The 14055-nt window shown below is 65.7% G+C and carries 13 protein-coding genes and 1 pseudogene; 4 read left to right on the plus strand and 10 right to left on the minus strand.

Annotation, left to right across the window (positions count from 1 at the left end):
• Positions 1 to 61: 61 nt before the first annotated feature.
• The 8 genes and pseudogenes from AXW67_RS39365 to AXW67_RS39395 form a co-directional block, all read right to left on the minus strand.
• Positions 62 to 262 (minus strand): hypothetical protein, encoded by a 201-nt coding sequence (locus AXW67_RS39365; protein WP_027552733.1) that lies wholly within the window; start codon positions 260 to 262, stop codon positions 62 to 64.
• A 294-nt stretch (positions 263 to 556) separates the two neighbouring features.
• Positions 557 to 2698, minus strand: coding sequence for a flagellar biosynthesis protein FlhA (gene flhA / locus AXW67_RS39370; protein ID WP_063682229.1), 2142 nt, complete (start codon positions 2696 to 2698; stop codon positions 557 to 559).
• Positions 2699 to 3069: 371 nt separating this feature from the next.
• On the minus strand, positions 3070 to 3369 hold the full coding sequence (locus AXW67_RS39375; RefSeq protein WP_063682274.1) for a copper-binding protein: 300 nt from the start codon (positions 3367 to 3369) through the stop codon (positions 3070 to 3072).
• 15 nt (positions 3370 to 3384) lie between these two features.
• On the minus strand, positions 3385 to 3840 hold the full coding sequence (locus tag AXW67_RS39380; protein WP_063682230.1) for a cupredoxin domain-containing protein: 456 nt from the start codon (positions 3838 to 3840) through the stop codon (positions 3385 to 3387).
• Between the two features lie 36 nt (positions 3841 to 3876).
• Positions 3877 to 5202 (minus strand): copper oxidase, encoded by a 1326-nt coding sequence (locus tag AXW67_RS39385; protein ID WP_063682275.1) that lies wholly within the window; start codon positions 5200 to 5202, stop codon positions 3877 to 3879.
• 35 nt (positions 5203 to 5237) lie between these two features.
• Positions 5238 to 6639: pseudogene (locus tag AXW67_RS41405) on the minus strand (TolC family protein); the annotation flags it as partial.
• 9 nt (positions 6640 to 6648) lie between these two features.
• On the minus strand, positions 6649 to 6939 hold the full coding sequence (locus AXW67_RS39390; protein ID WP_063682231.1) for a hypothetical protein: 291 nt from the start codon (positions 6937 to 6939) through the stop codon (positions 6649 to 6651).
• Between the two features lie 78 nt (positions 6940 to 7017).
• A complete protein-coding gene (locus tag AXW67_RS39395) occupies positions 7018 to 7659 on the minus strand; it encodes an urease accessory protein UreE (protein ID WP_245315893.1) in 642 nt (213 codons plus the stop codon).
• Between AXW67_RS39395 and AXW67_RS39400 the strand changes: the two genes are divergently transcribed.
• Entirely contained in the window at positions 7608 to 8867 is a 1260-nt protein-coding gene (locus AXW67_RS39400) for an MFS transporter (RefSeq protein WP_063682233.1), read from the plus strand. The genes AXW67_RS39395 and AXW67_RS39400 overlap by 52 nt on opposite strands.
• Here AXW67_RS39400 and AXW67_RS39405 read toward each other — a convergent pair.
• Entirely contained in the window at positions 8864 to 9271 is a 408-nt protein-coding gene (locus tag AXW67_RS39405) for a DUF4864 domain-containing protein (RefSeq protein WP_063682234.1), read from the minus strand. The genes AXW67_RS39400 and AXW67_RS39405 overlap by 4 nt on opposite strands.
• Positions 9272 to 9354: 83 nt before the next feature.
• Entirely contained in the window at positions 9355 to 9993 is a 639-nt protein-coding gene (locus AXW67_RS39410) for a TetR/AcrR family transcriptional regulator (protein ID WP_063682235.1), read from the minus strand.
• Positions 9994 to 10231: 238 nt separating this feature from the next.
• Here AXW67_RS39410 and AXW67_RS39415 point away from each other — a divergent pair, with 238 nt between their 5' ends.
• Genes AXW67_RS39415 through AXW67_RS39425 form a run of 3 tightly spaced genes read left to right on the plus strand, consistent with a single transcriptional unit; the run spans position 10232 to position 14035 of the window.
• Positions 10232 to 10729, plus strand: a complete 498-nt coding sequence (locus AXW67_RS39415; RefSeq protein ID WP_063682236.1) for a (2Fe-2S)-binding protein — start codon at positions 10232 to 10234, stop codon at positions 10727 to 10729.
• Entirely contained in the window at positions 10726 to 11781 is a 1056-nt protein-coding gene (locus AXW67_RS39420) for an FAD binding domain-containing protein (protein WP_063682237.1), read from the plus strand. The genes AXW67_RS39415 and AXW67_RS39420 overlap by 4 nt, the downstream gene beginning before the upstream one ends.
• Positions 11774 to 14035 carry a xanthine dehydrogenase family protein molybdopterin-binding subunit gene (locus tag AXW67_RS39425; protein ID WP_063682238.1) on the plus strand — a complete coding sequence of 754 codons (2262 nt, stop codon included), beginning with the start codon at positions 11774 to 11776 and terminating at the stop codon, positions 14033 to 14035. Before AXW67_RS39420 ends, AXW67_RS39425 begins: the two co-directional genes overlap by 8 nt.
• Positions 14036 to 14055: the final 20 nt, after the last annotated feature.

Consider the following 14055-nt stretch of genomic DNA (forward strand, 5'->3'; position numbering starts at 1 on the left):
CGTGGCGACTTTGGGGGGCTGGTAAAGAGCCGCGTGAATTCCTGAAACTCGTCAAAACTCCTTAGCGAACGAGAGATCCGTTCGAGCTGGTGATAGCGACTGGCTTGCCGGCCTTGATGACGCGGGCGGTTTGGGTCAGACCTTCATCCGAACCCGAGCGTGCCGCGATGCCGAGGCCTGCCACCGCGATCCCTGCGACGAGCGCCACGACCACCACCTTCAGATGGGTCGAGCGATCCGCGCTGTAGATCGAGTGGTTCATGGAAGCCTCCTGCCGCCATCTACCCGAAGTAGTCGCTACCCTGTTCGGGCAGGTTCATGCTTCCGATGCCCAACAACCTAGTATGGGGAGGATTCGTTCCCAAGGGGGGATCACAAGAGCGTGAAAGGACGTGAACGGCCGCGATCAGAATCGGCTGCGGCCTGTTCGATAATATAATTATTTCAAGGCTGTAATGTACCTGTACGGCGCCTGAACGGCATCTGGTCGACAAGGCGCCAGGAACTCAAAAACCATTTGCCTGTGGCTGAAAAACACACGGCTTCTTAAGGCAAATCAGACGCTTCCGACCGTTTTCAACCTCGCCCTGGGGTGGATTTCCGCCTGCGACAGCACGGTGGTCTGGGCGCGGAACCGCTCGACCAGAGACCGCACGAAAGGACGAATAGCCGCAGAGGTGACCAGCACCGGCGCTTCGCCTTCGCGCGCGGCACGCTCGAACGCTTCGCGCACGGCGGTCATGAACTCCGACAGTTTCGAAGGCTGCATTGCAAGGCTGCGCTCTTCGCCCTGGCCGACGATGGACTCGGCAAAGGCCTGCTCCCACCGCGCCGACAGCGCGATCAGCGGCAGGTAGCCGTTGTAGGAGGTGTTCTGCGCGCAGATCTGCCGCGCCAGACGGGCACGGACGTGCTCGACCATGGTGGCGGGATTGCGCGAGAAGGCGAGGGAGTCGGCGATGCCTTCGAGGATGGTGGAGAGGTCGCGGATCGAGATGCGTTCGGCGAGCAGCAGCTGCAGCACGCGCTGGATACCGGAGACCGTGACCTGCGCCGGCACGATGTCCTTGACCAGCTCGCTCTGCTCTTTCGGCAGCTCCTTGAGCAGCTTCTGCACCTCGCCGTAAGACAACAGGTCGGACATGTTGGCCTTGAGCAGCTCGGTGAGATGGGTCGAAAGCACGGTGGCGGCATCGACGACGGTGTAGCCCTTGAGCGAGGCCTCCTCCTTGAGGCTGGCATCGACCCAGGTCGCGGGCAGGCCGAAGGTCGGCTCGGTGGTGTGGATGCCGGGCACCTGGACCTGATTGCCGCCGGGGTCCATGACCATGAACTGGTTCGGCCAGATCTTGCCGGTGCCGGCGTCGACCTCCTTGATCTTGATGATGTAGGTGTTGGCTTCGAGCTGGACATTGTCGAGGATGCGCACCGCCGGCATCACAAAACCCATCTCGATCGCGAGCGAGCGGCGCAGCGCCTTGATCTGCTCGGTGAGGCGGTCGGTGCCGTCGGGGCCGTTGACGAGCGGCAGAAGCGCGTAGCCCAGCTCAATCTTGAGGTCGTCGATCTTCAGCGCCGCTGAGATCGGCTCTTCCGCTGCGGCGGCGCCCGGCGCGCCGGGCGTTCCGGCAGCAGGGACACTCTTGGCGGCTTCCTCGGCCTTGACGGCGGTCTTCTTGTGGTTGCGCGCCTGCCAGGCCAGCGCGCCGGCGCCGGCCCCGAGCGCGAGGAACGGGATGGTCGGAATGCCCGGCAGGGCGGCCAGAACGAGCATTACCGCCGAGGACATCGCGAGGGCCTGCGGGTAGCCGGAGAACTGCTTCATCAGCGCCTTGTCGGCCGCGCCGGAGACACCGGCCTTGGAGACGAGCAGGCCTGCCGCGGTCGAGACGATCAGCGCCGGCACCTGCGTGACGAGGCCGTCGCCGACCGTCAGCAGCGTGTAGCTGCGCCCGGCGTCCGCAAAGGACAGGCCCTGCTGCGCGACGCCGATGATCATGCCGCCGACGACGTTGATGAAGACGATCAAAAGACCGGCGATGGCATCGCCGCGGACGAATTTCGAGGCACCGTCCATGGCGCCGAAGAAGCCGCTCTCGTCCTCCAGCGCCTTGCGCCGCTCCTTGGCGACCTTCTCGTCGATCAGACCGGCCGAGAGGTCGGCGTCGATCGCCATCTGCTTGCCGGGCATGGCATCGAGGTGAAAGCGCGCGGCGACTTCGGCGATGCGGCCCGAACCCTTGGTGATGACGACGAAGTTGACGATGATCAGGATGGCGAAGACGATGATTCCGATCACGAAATTGCCGCCCATCACGAAGCTGCCGAAGGCTTCGATGACGTGACCGGCCGCATCCGTGCCCTCGTGCCCGTGCGACAGGATCAGGCGGGTCGAGGCCATGTTGAGCGACAGCCGCAGCATGGTCGAGATCAGCAGGATGGTCGGGAAGGCGGAGAATTCCAGCGGCGCCTGGATGAACAGCGCCGTCATCAGGATCAGGATCGAGAGCGTGATCGAGATCGCCAGGAACAGGTCCAGCACGATCGCGGGCAGGGGTAGGATCAGCACCACGAGGATGGTGAGGATGCCAAGCGCCAGCGCGATGTCACCGCGCTTGAGGATGTTGCCGATTTCGGTGAGGGAGGGGAGGGTGGGCTTCGCGCCGCCTACGCCCTGTCCCGCGGTGACGTCGACCATGGTAGCTGCCTCCCCGCGCGATTGCCGCCCGCGCGCCCCAAACGCCTGCGCGGTGGCCGATGGGCCACCGCTCCGAAAGTGAGGCACCGCACTGGCGTCCACGGGGGCTCCCGTTTTACGCGGCTGACGACACTCGACTTCACCCGGCAATTTTTGCCCGGTGTATGGTTAGCAAAGGGTTAACGGAGGGTGCGGTAGGAGGGTGGACCGGGGTGTTTCGGGCTTCTCGGGATGTCGTTCCGGGGCGCCCGGAGGGCGAACCCGGAATCCGTCGTGCCGCAAGCGTTGTGGAGGCATGGATTCTCAGATGCGCAATTGCGCATCATAGCTCGCGCCAAGAGGCGCGCCCCGGAATGACCATGGTGGAATGCCTACTTCGCCTTCTGCATCGTCGTCACGGTATACCCCGCCGCCGCCTCCTCGGCCTCGAAGGTCACCTTGTCGCCGACCTTCACCTGCTTGAGCAAAGCGGGGTCCTTGACGCGGTAGACCATGGTCATGGGCTCATCCATGCCGAGGCTCTTGGCGGGGCCGTGCTTCAGGGTGATCTTGCCGGCGGCCTCGTCGATCTTCTTCACCTCGCCGTTGATGGAGGCTCCTTGCGCGGCTGCGCCCAGGGACAGGCCCAGCGTCAGCGCGAGCGATGCGGTCAGTCGGATGATCGGTTTCATGATTCGCTCCATGGCTCACTTCACGGTGACGTGGCCGACCATGCCGTAGTCGCGGTGGTCGGGGATCAGGCAGGAAAATTCGAACGTGCCGGCCTTGGTGAACTTCCAGAGGATCTCGGCCGTCTTTTTCGGCGCGAGCCGCACCCCGTTGGGGTCGTCGTGCTCCATGTGCGGATGCTTCTTCATCACCTCCGCGTGCGCGAGATTCTCCTTTTTGGTGGCGAGCAGGAATTCATGGTCCTCCGTGCCGACATTGCGCAGCACGAAGCGGATCTGCTCGCCGCGTTTGACCTCGATCCTCGATGGCTCATAGTCCATCTCGCTCATCGCGATCTCGATGGTGCGCGCGGGCTTGCTGGGATCGCCGGGCTCGCCGGCCGAAAAGCTCTCGTGCCGATGATTTTCGTGCGCGATGGCGGGCGCGGCCAAAAGCGAGAGTGCCGCCAGTGTGATGATCGTTTTCTTCTTCATCTTGGTCTCCAGTTGATGGTTCGTCGAAATGAGCGGTTACATCTTCTTCGCCGGCGCGCCTGGTTGCCGCGCCGGTGCCGCATCAGGCGCCTCGACCTCGTAGGCAACGGTGCCTTGCGGGAATTGATAGGGGCCGGGATCGCGATAGTCGTCGCGCGCCATCCCCTCGCGGATCTTCATCACCGTGAACATGCCGCCCATCTCGATCGGGCCGAATTGGCCCGCGCCCGTCATCATCGGTAGCGTGTTGTCGGGCGCGGGCATCTCCATGTTGCCCATCGCCATGCCGGCCTGGCCCATCACCATCGCGTCCGGCGCGAGCTTGCCGACGGCGCGCACCAGATCCTTGCGCGACACGCCGATCATGTTGCGCATGTCGTGGCCCATCGCGTTCATGGTGTGATGCGACTTGTGGCAGTGGAACGCCCAGTCGCCGGGATTGTCGGCGAGCACGTCGAACACGCGCACGGCGCCGACCGGCACGTCGGTCGTCGTCTCCGGATATTGCGCGCTCTCCGCAATCCACCCGCCGTCGGTGCAGGTCACGGCAAAGCTGTGGCCGTGCAGATGGATCGGATGATTGGTCATGCTGAGATTGCCGATGCGCACGCGCACCTTGTCGCCGAGCCTGACCGGCAGGGGATCGATGCCGGGAAACACCCTCGAATTCCAGGTCCACATGTTGAAGTCGGTCATCTCGTTGACCTTCGGCAGGTAGGTGCCGGGGTCGACGCGATAGGTGCTCATCACGAAGACGAAGTCGCGGTCGACGGAACGGAAATTCGGATCGCGCGGATGCACGACGACCATGCCCATCATGCCCATCGCCATCTGCACCATCTCGTCGGAATGCGGGTGGTACATGAAGGTCCCGCTCTTCTTCATCTCGAACTCGTAGACGAAGGTCTTTCCAGACGGGATGTGCGGCTGGTTCAGCCCGCCGACACCGTCCATGCCGCTCGGCACGATCATGCCGTGCCAGTGCACGGTGGTGTATTCGGGCAAGCGGTTGGTGACGAAGATGCGGACCTTGTCGCCCTCCACCGCTTCGATGGTGGGACCCGGCGACTGGCCGTTATAGCCCCAGAGATTGACCTTCATGCCTTCGGCGAATTCGCGCACCACGGGCTCGGCGACGAGATGGAATTCCTTCCAGTCGCCATTCATGCGGAACGGCAGCGTCCAGCCGTTGAGCGTGACGACGGGGCGATAGTCCGGCCCGTTCGTCGGGTACAGTGGCGGCTGCATCACCACCTTGTCCATGTGCGGGGCTTCCGGAATCGCTGCGGCCTGGACGCGGCCGCTGATTGCCGATGCGCTGGCAAGCGCGGCGGTGCCCAAAAATCCTCGGCGGGAAAACATCTCTGTCTCCGTTTCAGTGGCCGCCATCGGCAGGNCTGCCGCGGCAATGGTTGTCGGAATGTCGCTGCCGCCCGATGGCGCGCCGCCGCCGTTGACGGCGGTCTGCAAGTCGGACTGCGCGAGGAAGAAGCTTTGCTTGGCATCGATCGCCCCGCGCAGCGAGGCGAGACGTTGGCGTGCCTCGGTCAGGAGCGCGAAGATATCGACCTGCATGGAGGAGAAGCGGAGCTGCATCTCCTCGGTGATGATCTTGCGCAGCGGCAGGATCTCGCGCTGGTAGTGGCTCGCGATGTCGTAGGTGGATCGGTAGACCCGATAGGCATCGCGCGCCTCCGAGCGGACATTGACGGCGCGCTCGGTCAGGCGATTGAAAGCGAGGTTGTAGGTCTCCGCCGCCTGCCGCACGCGCACTTCGCCGCCGTCGAAGATCGGGATCTGGAATAGCACGTCGAAGCCGCGCTCGCGGAACGGCGGGCCTTCCGGATCCTGGGTGCGGCGGGAGATGCCGGCGAGATCGAGCAGGGTGACGAAGCGCGTCGCCTCGGTGAGGTTCAGCGACTTTGCCAGCGCCGTCAGCTCCAGGCGCGCGATCTGGAGATCGATCCGATGGGCCACGGCATCGGCCTCGATCGAGGGCAACGAAAGCGGCCGCCGCGGTAGCGGCGGCAATGCGTTGGGGAGCCGGAAATCGAGGCCGCCGTCCCACAGGCCCATCAGGCGCGCGAGCTTTTCCCGTGCGCTGGTCGCTGCCTGCCGCGCGGTGGCGAGGTCGGCGGTGGTCTCGGCGTAAAAAACCTGCTCGCGGGCCTGATCGAGCTTGTTGATCGATCCGGTCTCGCCGAGTTTTACAGCAAGCCGCGCGGTCGATTCCGCCGTCGACTTCGCGTCGGTCAGTAGCGCCACCATCTCGTTGGCGGCAACAGTGCGGACATAGACGCGGCGCACGTCGGCGGCGAGCCGCAACGTGGCAAGTGCCGCGCGCAACTGTGCCTGGCGGAAACGGTCGCGGGCGATGTCGGAGCGGATCGGCAGGGTTGCCAGCGCAAGAATGTCGCCGACGACCTGGCGCTCGATCTCGCTTGCGCCATCGCCGGAGATCCGCGAGATGGAGAACACGGGATTCGGCGGCAGGCTCTGTTCCACGAGCTCGGTCTCGGCCAGCGCCAGCTCGTTATAGGACGTTTGTAGTCCCTTGTTGTTGAGGAGCGCGATCTGCACGGCCGCCTCAGTGCTCAGCGTGCGCGACAGCAGGCGGCGGACGGTGTCACTCACCGCAGCCGCGCCGTCGGCGGAGCGGACGAAGGCGACGTCTTTGCCGATGCTTTGGCTGGTGAGCTCGGACACCGCATTCATGCCGCTGTCTGGTGAGAAGGCGGCGCAGCCGGACAGGCCAAGCGCGGCAAGAGCAAGCAGGCCGCGTGCAAAATGATTTGCCATGGCGCGCTCCTACCGGTCCGGCTTGGGTTGAGTTTTGGGTTGAGGCGCAGCGCTGTCGTTGCGCTCGCGCCACGGTCCAGGCTCGGCAGGCCGCAGGCTGTCATAGGGCGCGATCGTCGAGCGATAGCCGACGCGTGCGACCCTCGCCGCCGGATCGGCGGGATCAGCACCTGGCAGCGGCGGCGTGGCCGGCATGCAGCCGGACAGCACGAGCGCGGCCAGCAGCGGCCAATTGAATCGCAGGTGTCGTCCACGCGCCGAAGATGCGGCGGCGAACCTCGCTCCGAGAAGCGTAAGCATGGTCTATTCCTGATCTGTCTGATGATCACAGGCGCATGCGCGCGAAAACGCGCGTTGGCCTCATGTCGTCACGTCAGGTCAGGCGATCGGAGGGCGGTAGAGCAGGGGCGGCGCCTCGCTGTGCAGGCTGGCGACGATATCCGGGGCGCAGGCGGAGACCGGCTGGATCGGCTTGGCGAGGTCGGGCAGCGAGACCGGCAGCGCGCTCACGCACATCATCGCGCAGCAAGGGCCGGGTGCGCCCTTGCCGTCATGATGGTGTTTGGCGGGCGCGTCCTGTGCGGCGTGCTGATGAGCGTGCGTGCCGGCGTGGTCATGCGACGCGCTGCCATGCATGTGACTCGCAGCCGTCTCGTGATGATTCGGGACAAGATCGGCCAGCACCGCGTCATCGAGACACGGTGCGGGGCCGTGCCCCCAGGCGAGAGCCGCGGCCGGCGCGAGGACGCAGAACAGATAGGCGAGGGCGACCAGCCGCCCCACCTTGATCCGCATCGATCGCGTCAATTGCAACAACATCCCGTCGACATGCTCTTTACGCGGCAGTGTTGCACACGCAGATTGCAAACTAATGGCAAAGCGCGGTTCCGCCAAGCTCTTCTTACCGCAGCGCACCGCGCATGCCCAATATCGCGGCACGATGCTTGACCACGAGGCGATCAGCGAACATGGTCCCGCCCGTGCACGCACCAAATCATCCCGGACAGCGACCGTCGTCATTCACCCCTGATTCCCGTCAGGCCTGGGTGCGGCTCGTCATCGCGCTCCTGATCGGCTCGATCGGGGCGGTCGGCATGTGGGCGGTCGTGGTCGTGATTCCCGTGGTGCAGTCCGAATTCGGCGCCACGCGCGGCGCCGTGTCGCTGGCCTTCACCCTGATGATGTTCGGCTTCGGTCTCGGCGGGGTGATCGCTGGAAAGATCACCGACCGGTTCGGCATCGTGCCGGCGATGGCGATCAGCATCGCCTTTCTCGGTGTCGCCAACGTGCTGGCGGCGCTGTCGAGCCAGCTCTGGCAATTCGTGGCGGCCTATTTCCTGATCGGCCTCGGCACGTCGGCGACCTTCGCGCCCTTGATGGCGGAGGCCTCGCACTGGTTCGAGCGCTATCGCGGGCTTGCCGTGACCATCGTCGCGAGCGGCAATTATGTCGCCGGCACGATGTGGCCGCCGATCGTGAGCTGGGGCATGCAGACCGTCGGCTGGCGCACGACCCATATCGGCATCGGCATCGTCTGCGCGAGCCTGATGACGATCCTGGTGCTGGTCCTGCGCATGCAGATGGGCGACGACAAGGTCCGCAACCACGCCAACGCACCGCCGCCGCGGGTTGATCTGAAGCTCTCGACCAACACGCTGACGGTGCTGCTCTCGATCGCCAGCATCTCCTGCTGCGTCGCCATGGCGATGCCACAGGTCCACATCGTCGCCTATTGCGGCGATCTCGGCTACGGCGTGGCGCGCGGGGCCGAGATGCTGTCGCTGATGATGGCTTGCGGCATCGTCAGCCGCATCGGCTCCGGCTTTCTCGCCGACAAGATCGGCGGCATCCGCACGCTGCTGGTCGGATCGGTGGCGCAGGGCTTTGCGCTGGTGTTCTACCTATTCTTCGACAGCCTCTCCTCGCTCTATCTGATCTCTGCGATGTTCGGCCTGTTCCAGGGCGGCATCGTGCCGAGCTACGCCATCATCGTGCGCGAGGCGATGCCGGCGAGCGAGGCGGCAACCCGCGTCGGCATCGTGATCTTCGCCTCCGTGTTCGGCATGTCCTTCGGCGGCTGGGTGTCGGGCGTGATCTTCGACGCCACCGGCTCATATGCCGCGGCGTTCGCCAATGGTGTCGCCTGGAACGCGCTCAATGTCGGCATTGTCGTGGCGCTGCTGATCCGGTCGCGGATGAATTCGGTGAAGGCGGGCTTCGCCACCTAAACCGCCTGTCCCGCCTTCAATAGCGAGCAGCCGGTGATCTTGTAGGTGCCGTCGCTCTGCTGCTCGAGCGTGTAGAGCGCTTCCCAGGCCTCGCCATCGGCGTCGATGATGTGGACGCGCTGCGCGATCCAGTTGCCTTCGCTCTTGCTGTCGCCGAACTCAAAACCCTTGTGCCGGTAGACCGGCGCGTAGCCGTTCTTCACCATGGACATGAAGATGTCGGGGGCGGGGAAGATCTCCTTGATCGCCGGTGCGGCGTAGGAATAGGCGGCCGCTGCGTCGTCACGGCCGAATGCCTGCTCTTGGGCGCGGATCACGTCTTGCGCGGCGGCGATGTCGCCGGCGTGTGCCGGAAGCGGGCTGAGAGCGACACTGAGTGCGATGAGCAAGGCTGCGATGCGCATGACAGGCTCCGCGTTGATGTCCCGGCGGAGCCGATCCTAGCACGACTGCGACAACGGGTGAGTGCCTTTGAGCTCTCGCGGTGCTATCGCTTCCGCTTCGCTGCCGATTTAGCCGGCTTGGCCGTGCGCGTTTTGCTCCTACCGGCGGGCTGCACGCGCAGTCCGTCGACGAACACATCCAGCATTCGCAGCACCGACGATTGCCAACCCGGCTGATCGTGCATGTAGCACATGCCGACCAGCGCACGGAGCAGATCCTCGGGACTGACGTCGCCGCGCATCTCGCCGGCCGCGACCGCGCGATCGAGCAGCGAGCCGATCGCCTTGGTCAGACGGTCCATCGAGAAAGCCGCGAGCTCCGACGAGCTCTGGAATGTCAGTGCCAGCGCTGCCGACATGCCCTTCTTGGTGGCAACGAATTCGACGTTCGAGCGCAGCCAGCGCCGCAGCGCGTCGACCGGATCCTTCGCATTCTTCAATTGCTCGGCGAGCTCGCTGAGCTGTTCGACCTCGCGCCGGTACACCGCCTCGAACAGGTCCTCGCGAGTCGGAAAATGCCGATAGAGCGTGCCGATGCCGACGCCGGCGCGTTTGGCGACGGCCTCCAGGCTCGCCTCGGGCCCGCCGGCGCTGAACACGAGTTTCGCCGCCTCGAGCACGCGCTCGCGATTGCGCACGGCGTCGGCGCGGGGCTTGCGGATCTGGTCGGCATGGTCGTCCATCCCGGCAATCTAGATCACGATCTGGTTAGATTGAACCCTTTGCGTGGCGCATCGCGTTGTTTGCGCACGGGCTTTTGACGAATTCCAATATTTTCCGGCGGCTCTTGTTAAACGGAGGGTGCCTCCGTATCTTCGCTGACACGTCGACCCGGCTCATGCGCGGGCGACGCGGAATCGACGGCGGCCACGGCGGTGGCGCGCCGCGCGATCACTCATGTCCATCTGATCGGAGCCTTGTATGAACCACTCCATCAGCCTCACCGTGAACGGTGCGCGGCGCGAATTCGTCCTCGACGATCCGCGCGTCACGCTGCTCGATCTCCTGCGTGAGCGCCTCCATCTGACCGGAACCAAGAAGGGATGCGACCGCGGCCAATGCGGCGCCTGCACCATTCTCGTCGACGGCAAGCGCATCAACTCCTGCCTCGCGCTCGCCATCAGCCATGACGGCGCCGACATCCTCACCATCGAAGGCGTCGCGCGCGGCGACCAGCTTCACCCCGTGCAGGCCGCCTTCATCGCCCATGACGGTTTCCAATGCGGCTTCTGCACGCCCGGCCAGATCATGAGCGCGATCGGAATGATGCGCGAAGGCCAGGCCGGCGATGTTCCCGAACGCATTCGCGAATGCATGAGCGGCAATCTCTGCCGCTGCGGCGCCTATGCCGGCATCGTCGATGCCGTGCTCGAGGCGCAGGCCGGCATGGACGAATCCAACCAGAGGCGCTCGGCATGAAACCGTTCGATTATGTCCGGCCCGCCACGGTCGCAGAGGCCGTTGCCGCTGGCGCCCAGCCCGGCGCTGCTTATCTCGCCGCCGGCACCAATCTGCTCGATCTGATGAAGGGCGGCGTCAGCCGTCCGGATCGTCTCGTCGATGTTACGCGTCTCGAGGGTCTCGACCGGATCGAGTGTCTCGCCGACGGGAGCGTCCGTATCGGCGCGCTCGTGCGCAATGCCGATCTCGCGCATGATGCTGAGTTCGCAAAGTCCTATCCGGCCGTAGCTGAAGCGCTGCTCTCCGGGGCGTCCGCGCAATTGCGCAACGCGGCGACGGTGGGCGGTAATCTCCTGCAACGAACGCGCTGTGCCTATTTCTATGACACGGCCAGCCGTTGCAACAAGCGCGAGGCCGGCAGCGGCTGCGACGCGCGCGCGGGTGAGAACCGCACTCACGCCGTGCTCGGCTGGAGCGAGAGCTGCATCGCCACGCATCCGTCCGATTTCTGCGTGCCGCTGGTCGCGCTCGACGCGATCGTCGAGATCGAGGGCCGGAACGGCCGGCGTGAGATCGCGCTCGACGAGCTGCATCGCCTGCCAGGGGATACGCCGGAGCGTGAATCTGCGCTCGAGCCCGGCGATCTCATCGTCGCGGTGCGTCTGCCGGCCGCCGCACGCGGCTTTGCCACGCATGCGCGCTACCTCAAGGTCCGCGAGCGTACCTCGTATGCGTTTGCCGTCGTCTCGGCCGCGGCCGCCTTGCAGGTCAAGAACGGCAAGGTCACGGAAGCGCGGCTTGCGCTCGGCGGCGTCGCCGCGAAGCCTTGGCGCGCCCGCGCAGCGGAAGACGTTCTCAAGGGCGTCGCACCTGATGCAGCCGCCTTCCAGGAAGCCGCCCGGCGCGCGCTCGCTGATGCAAAGCCGTCCGGCGACAACGCCTTCAAGATCGAGCTCGGGCGCCGCATCGTCGTGCGTGCGCTGACCCTTGCCGCCGCTGGTACGCCTGCGCGCATGCCCGCGCTGCCGGCCTCTCCCTTTGCGTCCATTTCCGGAGCCATCCATGTCTGAGCTCAGTCTCACCTCCGCTCCCGCCCACTTACGGCACGGCTCGAACATCGGCCAGCCGCTGACCCGTCGTGACGGCATCCTCAAGGTCAGGGGACAGGCGACTTATGCCGCCGACAATCATCCGCCCGGCATGCTGTTTGCCGTGATGGCGGTCTCCAGCATCGCGCGCGGTCGCGTGACCTCGCTCGATGTGGCCGCGGCCAAGCGCCATCCCGGCGTCGTTGAAATCATGACGTCGAGCCACAAGCCACAGCTCGCGATCGACCCGGAAATCAAGACCAATCCGTTCGTGTTCCGGATGGAAGTGTTGCAGAGCGACGAGGTCCGCTATCCCAACCAGCCCATCGCCGTCGTGATCGCGGAAACGCTGGAGGCGGCGACCGAAGGCGCGGCGCTGCTGGCGCCACGTTACGAGACGCTGCCGGCGCGTGTCGGGCTCGATGCCGGCGAAAGTTTCGTGCCGCCCGTCGTCGGTGTCGGCAACCCGACGGAAAATCGCCGCGGCGACGTCGAGGCGGGTCTCGTCGCGGCCGACAAGCGGATCGAGGTCACCTATGAGACGCCGCCGCAATATCACAACGCCATGGAGCCGCATGCGATCGTCGCGGCCTGGGACGGCGACAACCTCTCGATCGACATGCCGACCCAGGGCTTGTTCCTGTCGCGCGCACGCGTCGCCGAGCTGTTCGGCATGGCGCCAGAGAAGATTCACATCCGCAGTCCCTTCCTCGGCGGGGGCTTCGGCTCCAAGGGCTTGATGGCTGGTCCCCAGGTCCTCGGTATCATGGCGGCAAAGCTGGTCGCCAAGCCGGTCAAGCTCGTGCTGCGCCGTGAGCAGATGTACGGCCCGGTCGGCCATCGTGCACCGACGCGCCAGCGGCTGCGCGTGGGCACCGACGGCGAAGGACGCCTGACCGCTCTCGATCATCACGCCAGGACGGTGTCGAGCACATTCGACGATTTTTACGAGCCCGCCGCTGATGCCTCGCACACGCTCTATGCCAGCCCAGCGATCCGGACCTCGCATGACGCCGTGCGCGTCGACACCGGCACGCCGCTGTTCATGCGCGCGCCCGGGGAAGCAACCGGCTCGATCGCGCTGGAGAGCGCGATCGACGAGATGGCCTGGGCCTGGGGCATCGATCCGCTCGCCTTTCGCCTGAGGAACTACGCCGAGGTCGAGCCGATCACCGGCAGGCCATTTTCCTCGAAGGCGCTGCGGGCCTGCTACGAGCAAGGGGCGGCGCGTTTCGGCTGGGCGAAGCGCTCGCTTCAGCCGCGGCAGATGCGCGACGATGCCGGTCTTCTGGTCGGTTGGGGCATGGGCACGGCGACGTTCCCGGCGCTGATGTTCCAGGCCGAAGCGCGCGCGGCGATTCGTCGCGACGGCACCGGCGCCATGGAGATCGGCGCGCATGACATGGGGCAGGGCGCCTGGACGGCGCTCGCCCAGATCGCGGCCGATGGCCTCGGCCTCGATGTCGATCGCGTCGCGTTCAAGGCCGGCACGTCCGATCTGCCCGACGCCGGCATCGCCGGCGGCTCCGCGCATACGGCAACCGCCGGTGCGGCGATCCACAATGCCGGCGCGGCGGTCATCGCCAAGCTCGCCGATCTCGCAACCGGTGACGAGCGCTCGCCGCTGTTCGGCGCCGGCAATGCCGGCGTGATCGCGCGCGACGGAAAGCTGCTCCGCCGCGACGATGAGAGCCGTGGCGAGAGCTACGCCGACATCCTCGCACGCGCCGGTCTCGGCGAGGTCGAGGCTCGCGGCACCGGCGCGCCGAACCCTGCGGCGATGGAAGAATATGCGATGCATGCGCATGGCGCTGTCTTCGCCGAGGTGAAGGTCGATCCCGACCTCGGCCAGATCCGCGTCTCGCGCATGGTCGGCGCCTTCGCGGCCGGGCGCATCGTCAATCCGCATCTGGTGAAGAGCCAGCTGTTCGGCGGCATGATCTGGGGCATGTCATTCGCGCTGCACGAGGAGGCGATCACCGACCGCCGTAGCGGCCGGATCATGAACGCCAACCTCGGCGAGTACCACATCCCCGTGAATGCCGACGTGCCACCGCTCGACGTGATCACGGTCGAGGAGCACGATCCGCACGTCAACGCACTCGGCATCAAAGGCGTCGGCGAGATCGGCATCACCGGCAGTGCCGGCGCGGTCGCCAACGCCGTCTGGCATGCGACCGGCGTGAGGGTGCGCCGTTTCCCGATCAAGATCGAGGAGCTGTTGACGCAGCGCTGACGGCCAACGCGGCGTCGGGA

The organism is Bradyrhizobium neotropicale (genome assembly GCF_001641695.1).
Lineage (GTDB): Bacteria > Pseudomonadota > Alphaproteobacteria > Rhizobiales > Xanthobacteraceae > Bradyrhizobium > Bradyrhizobium neotropicale.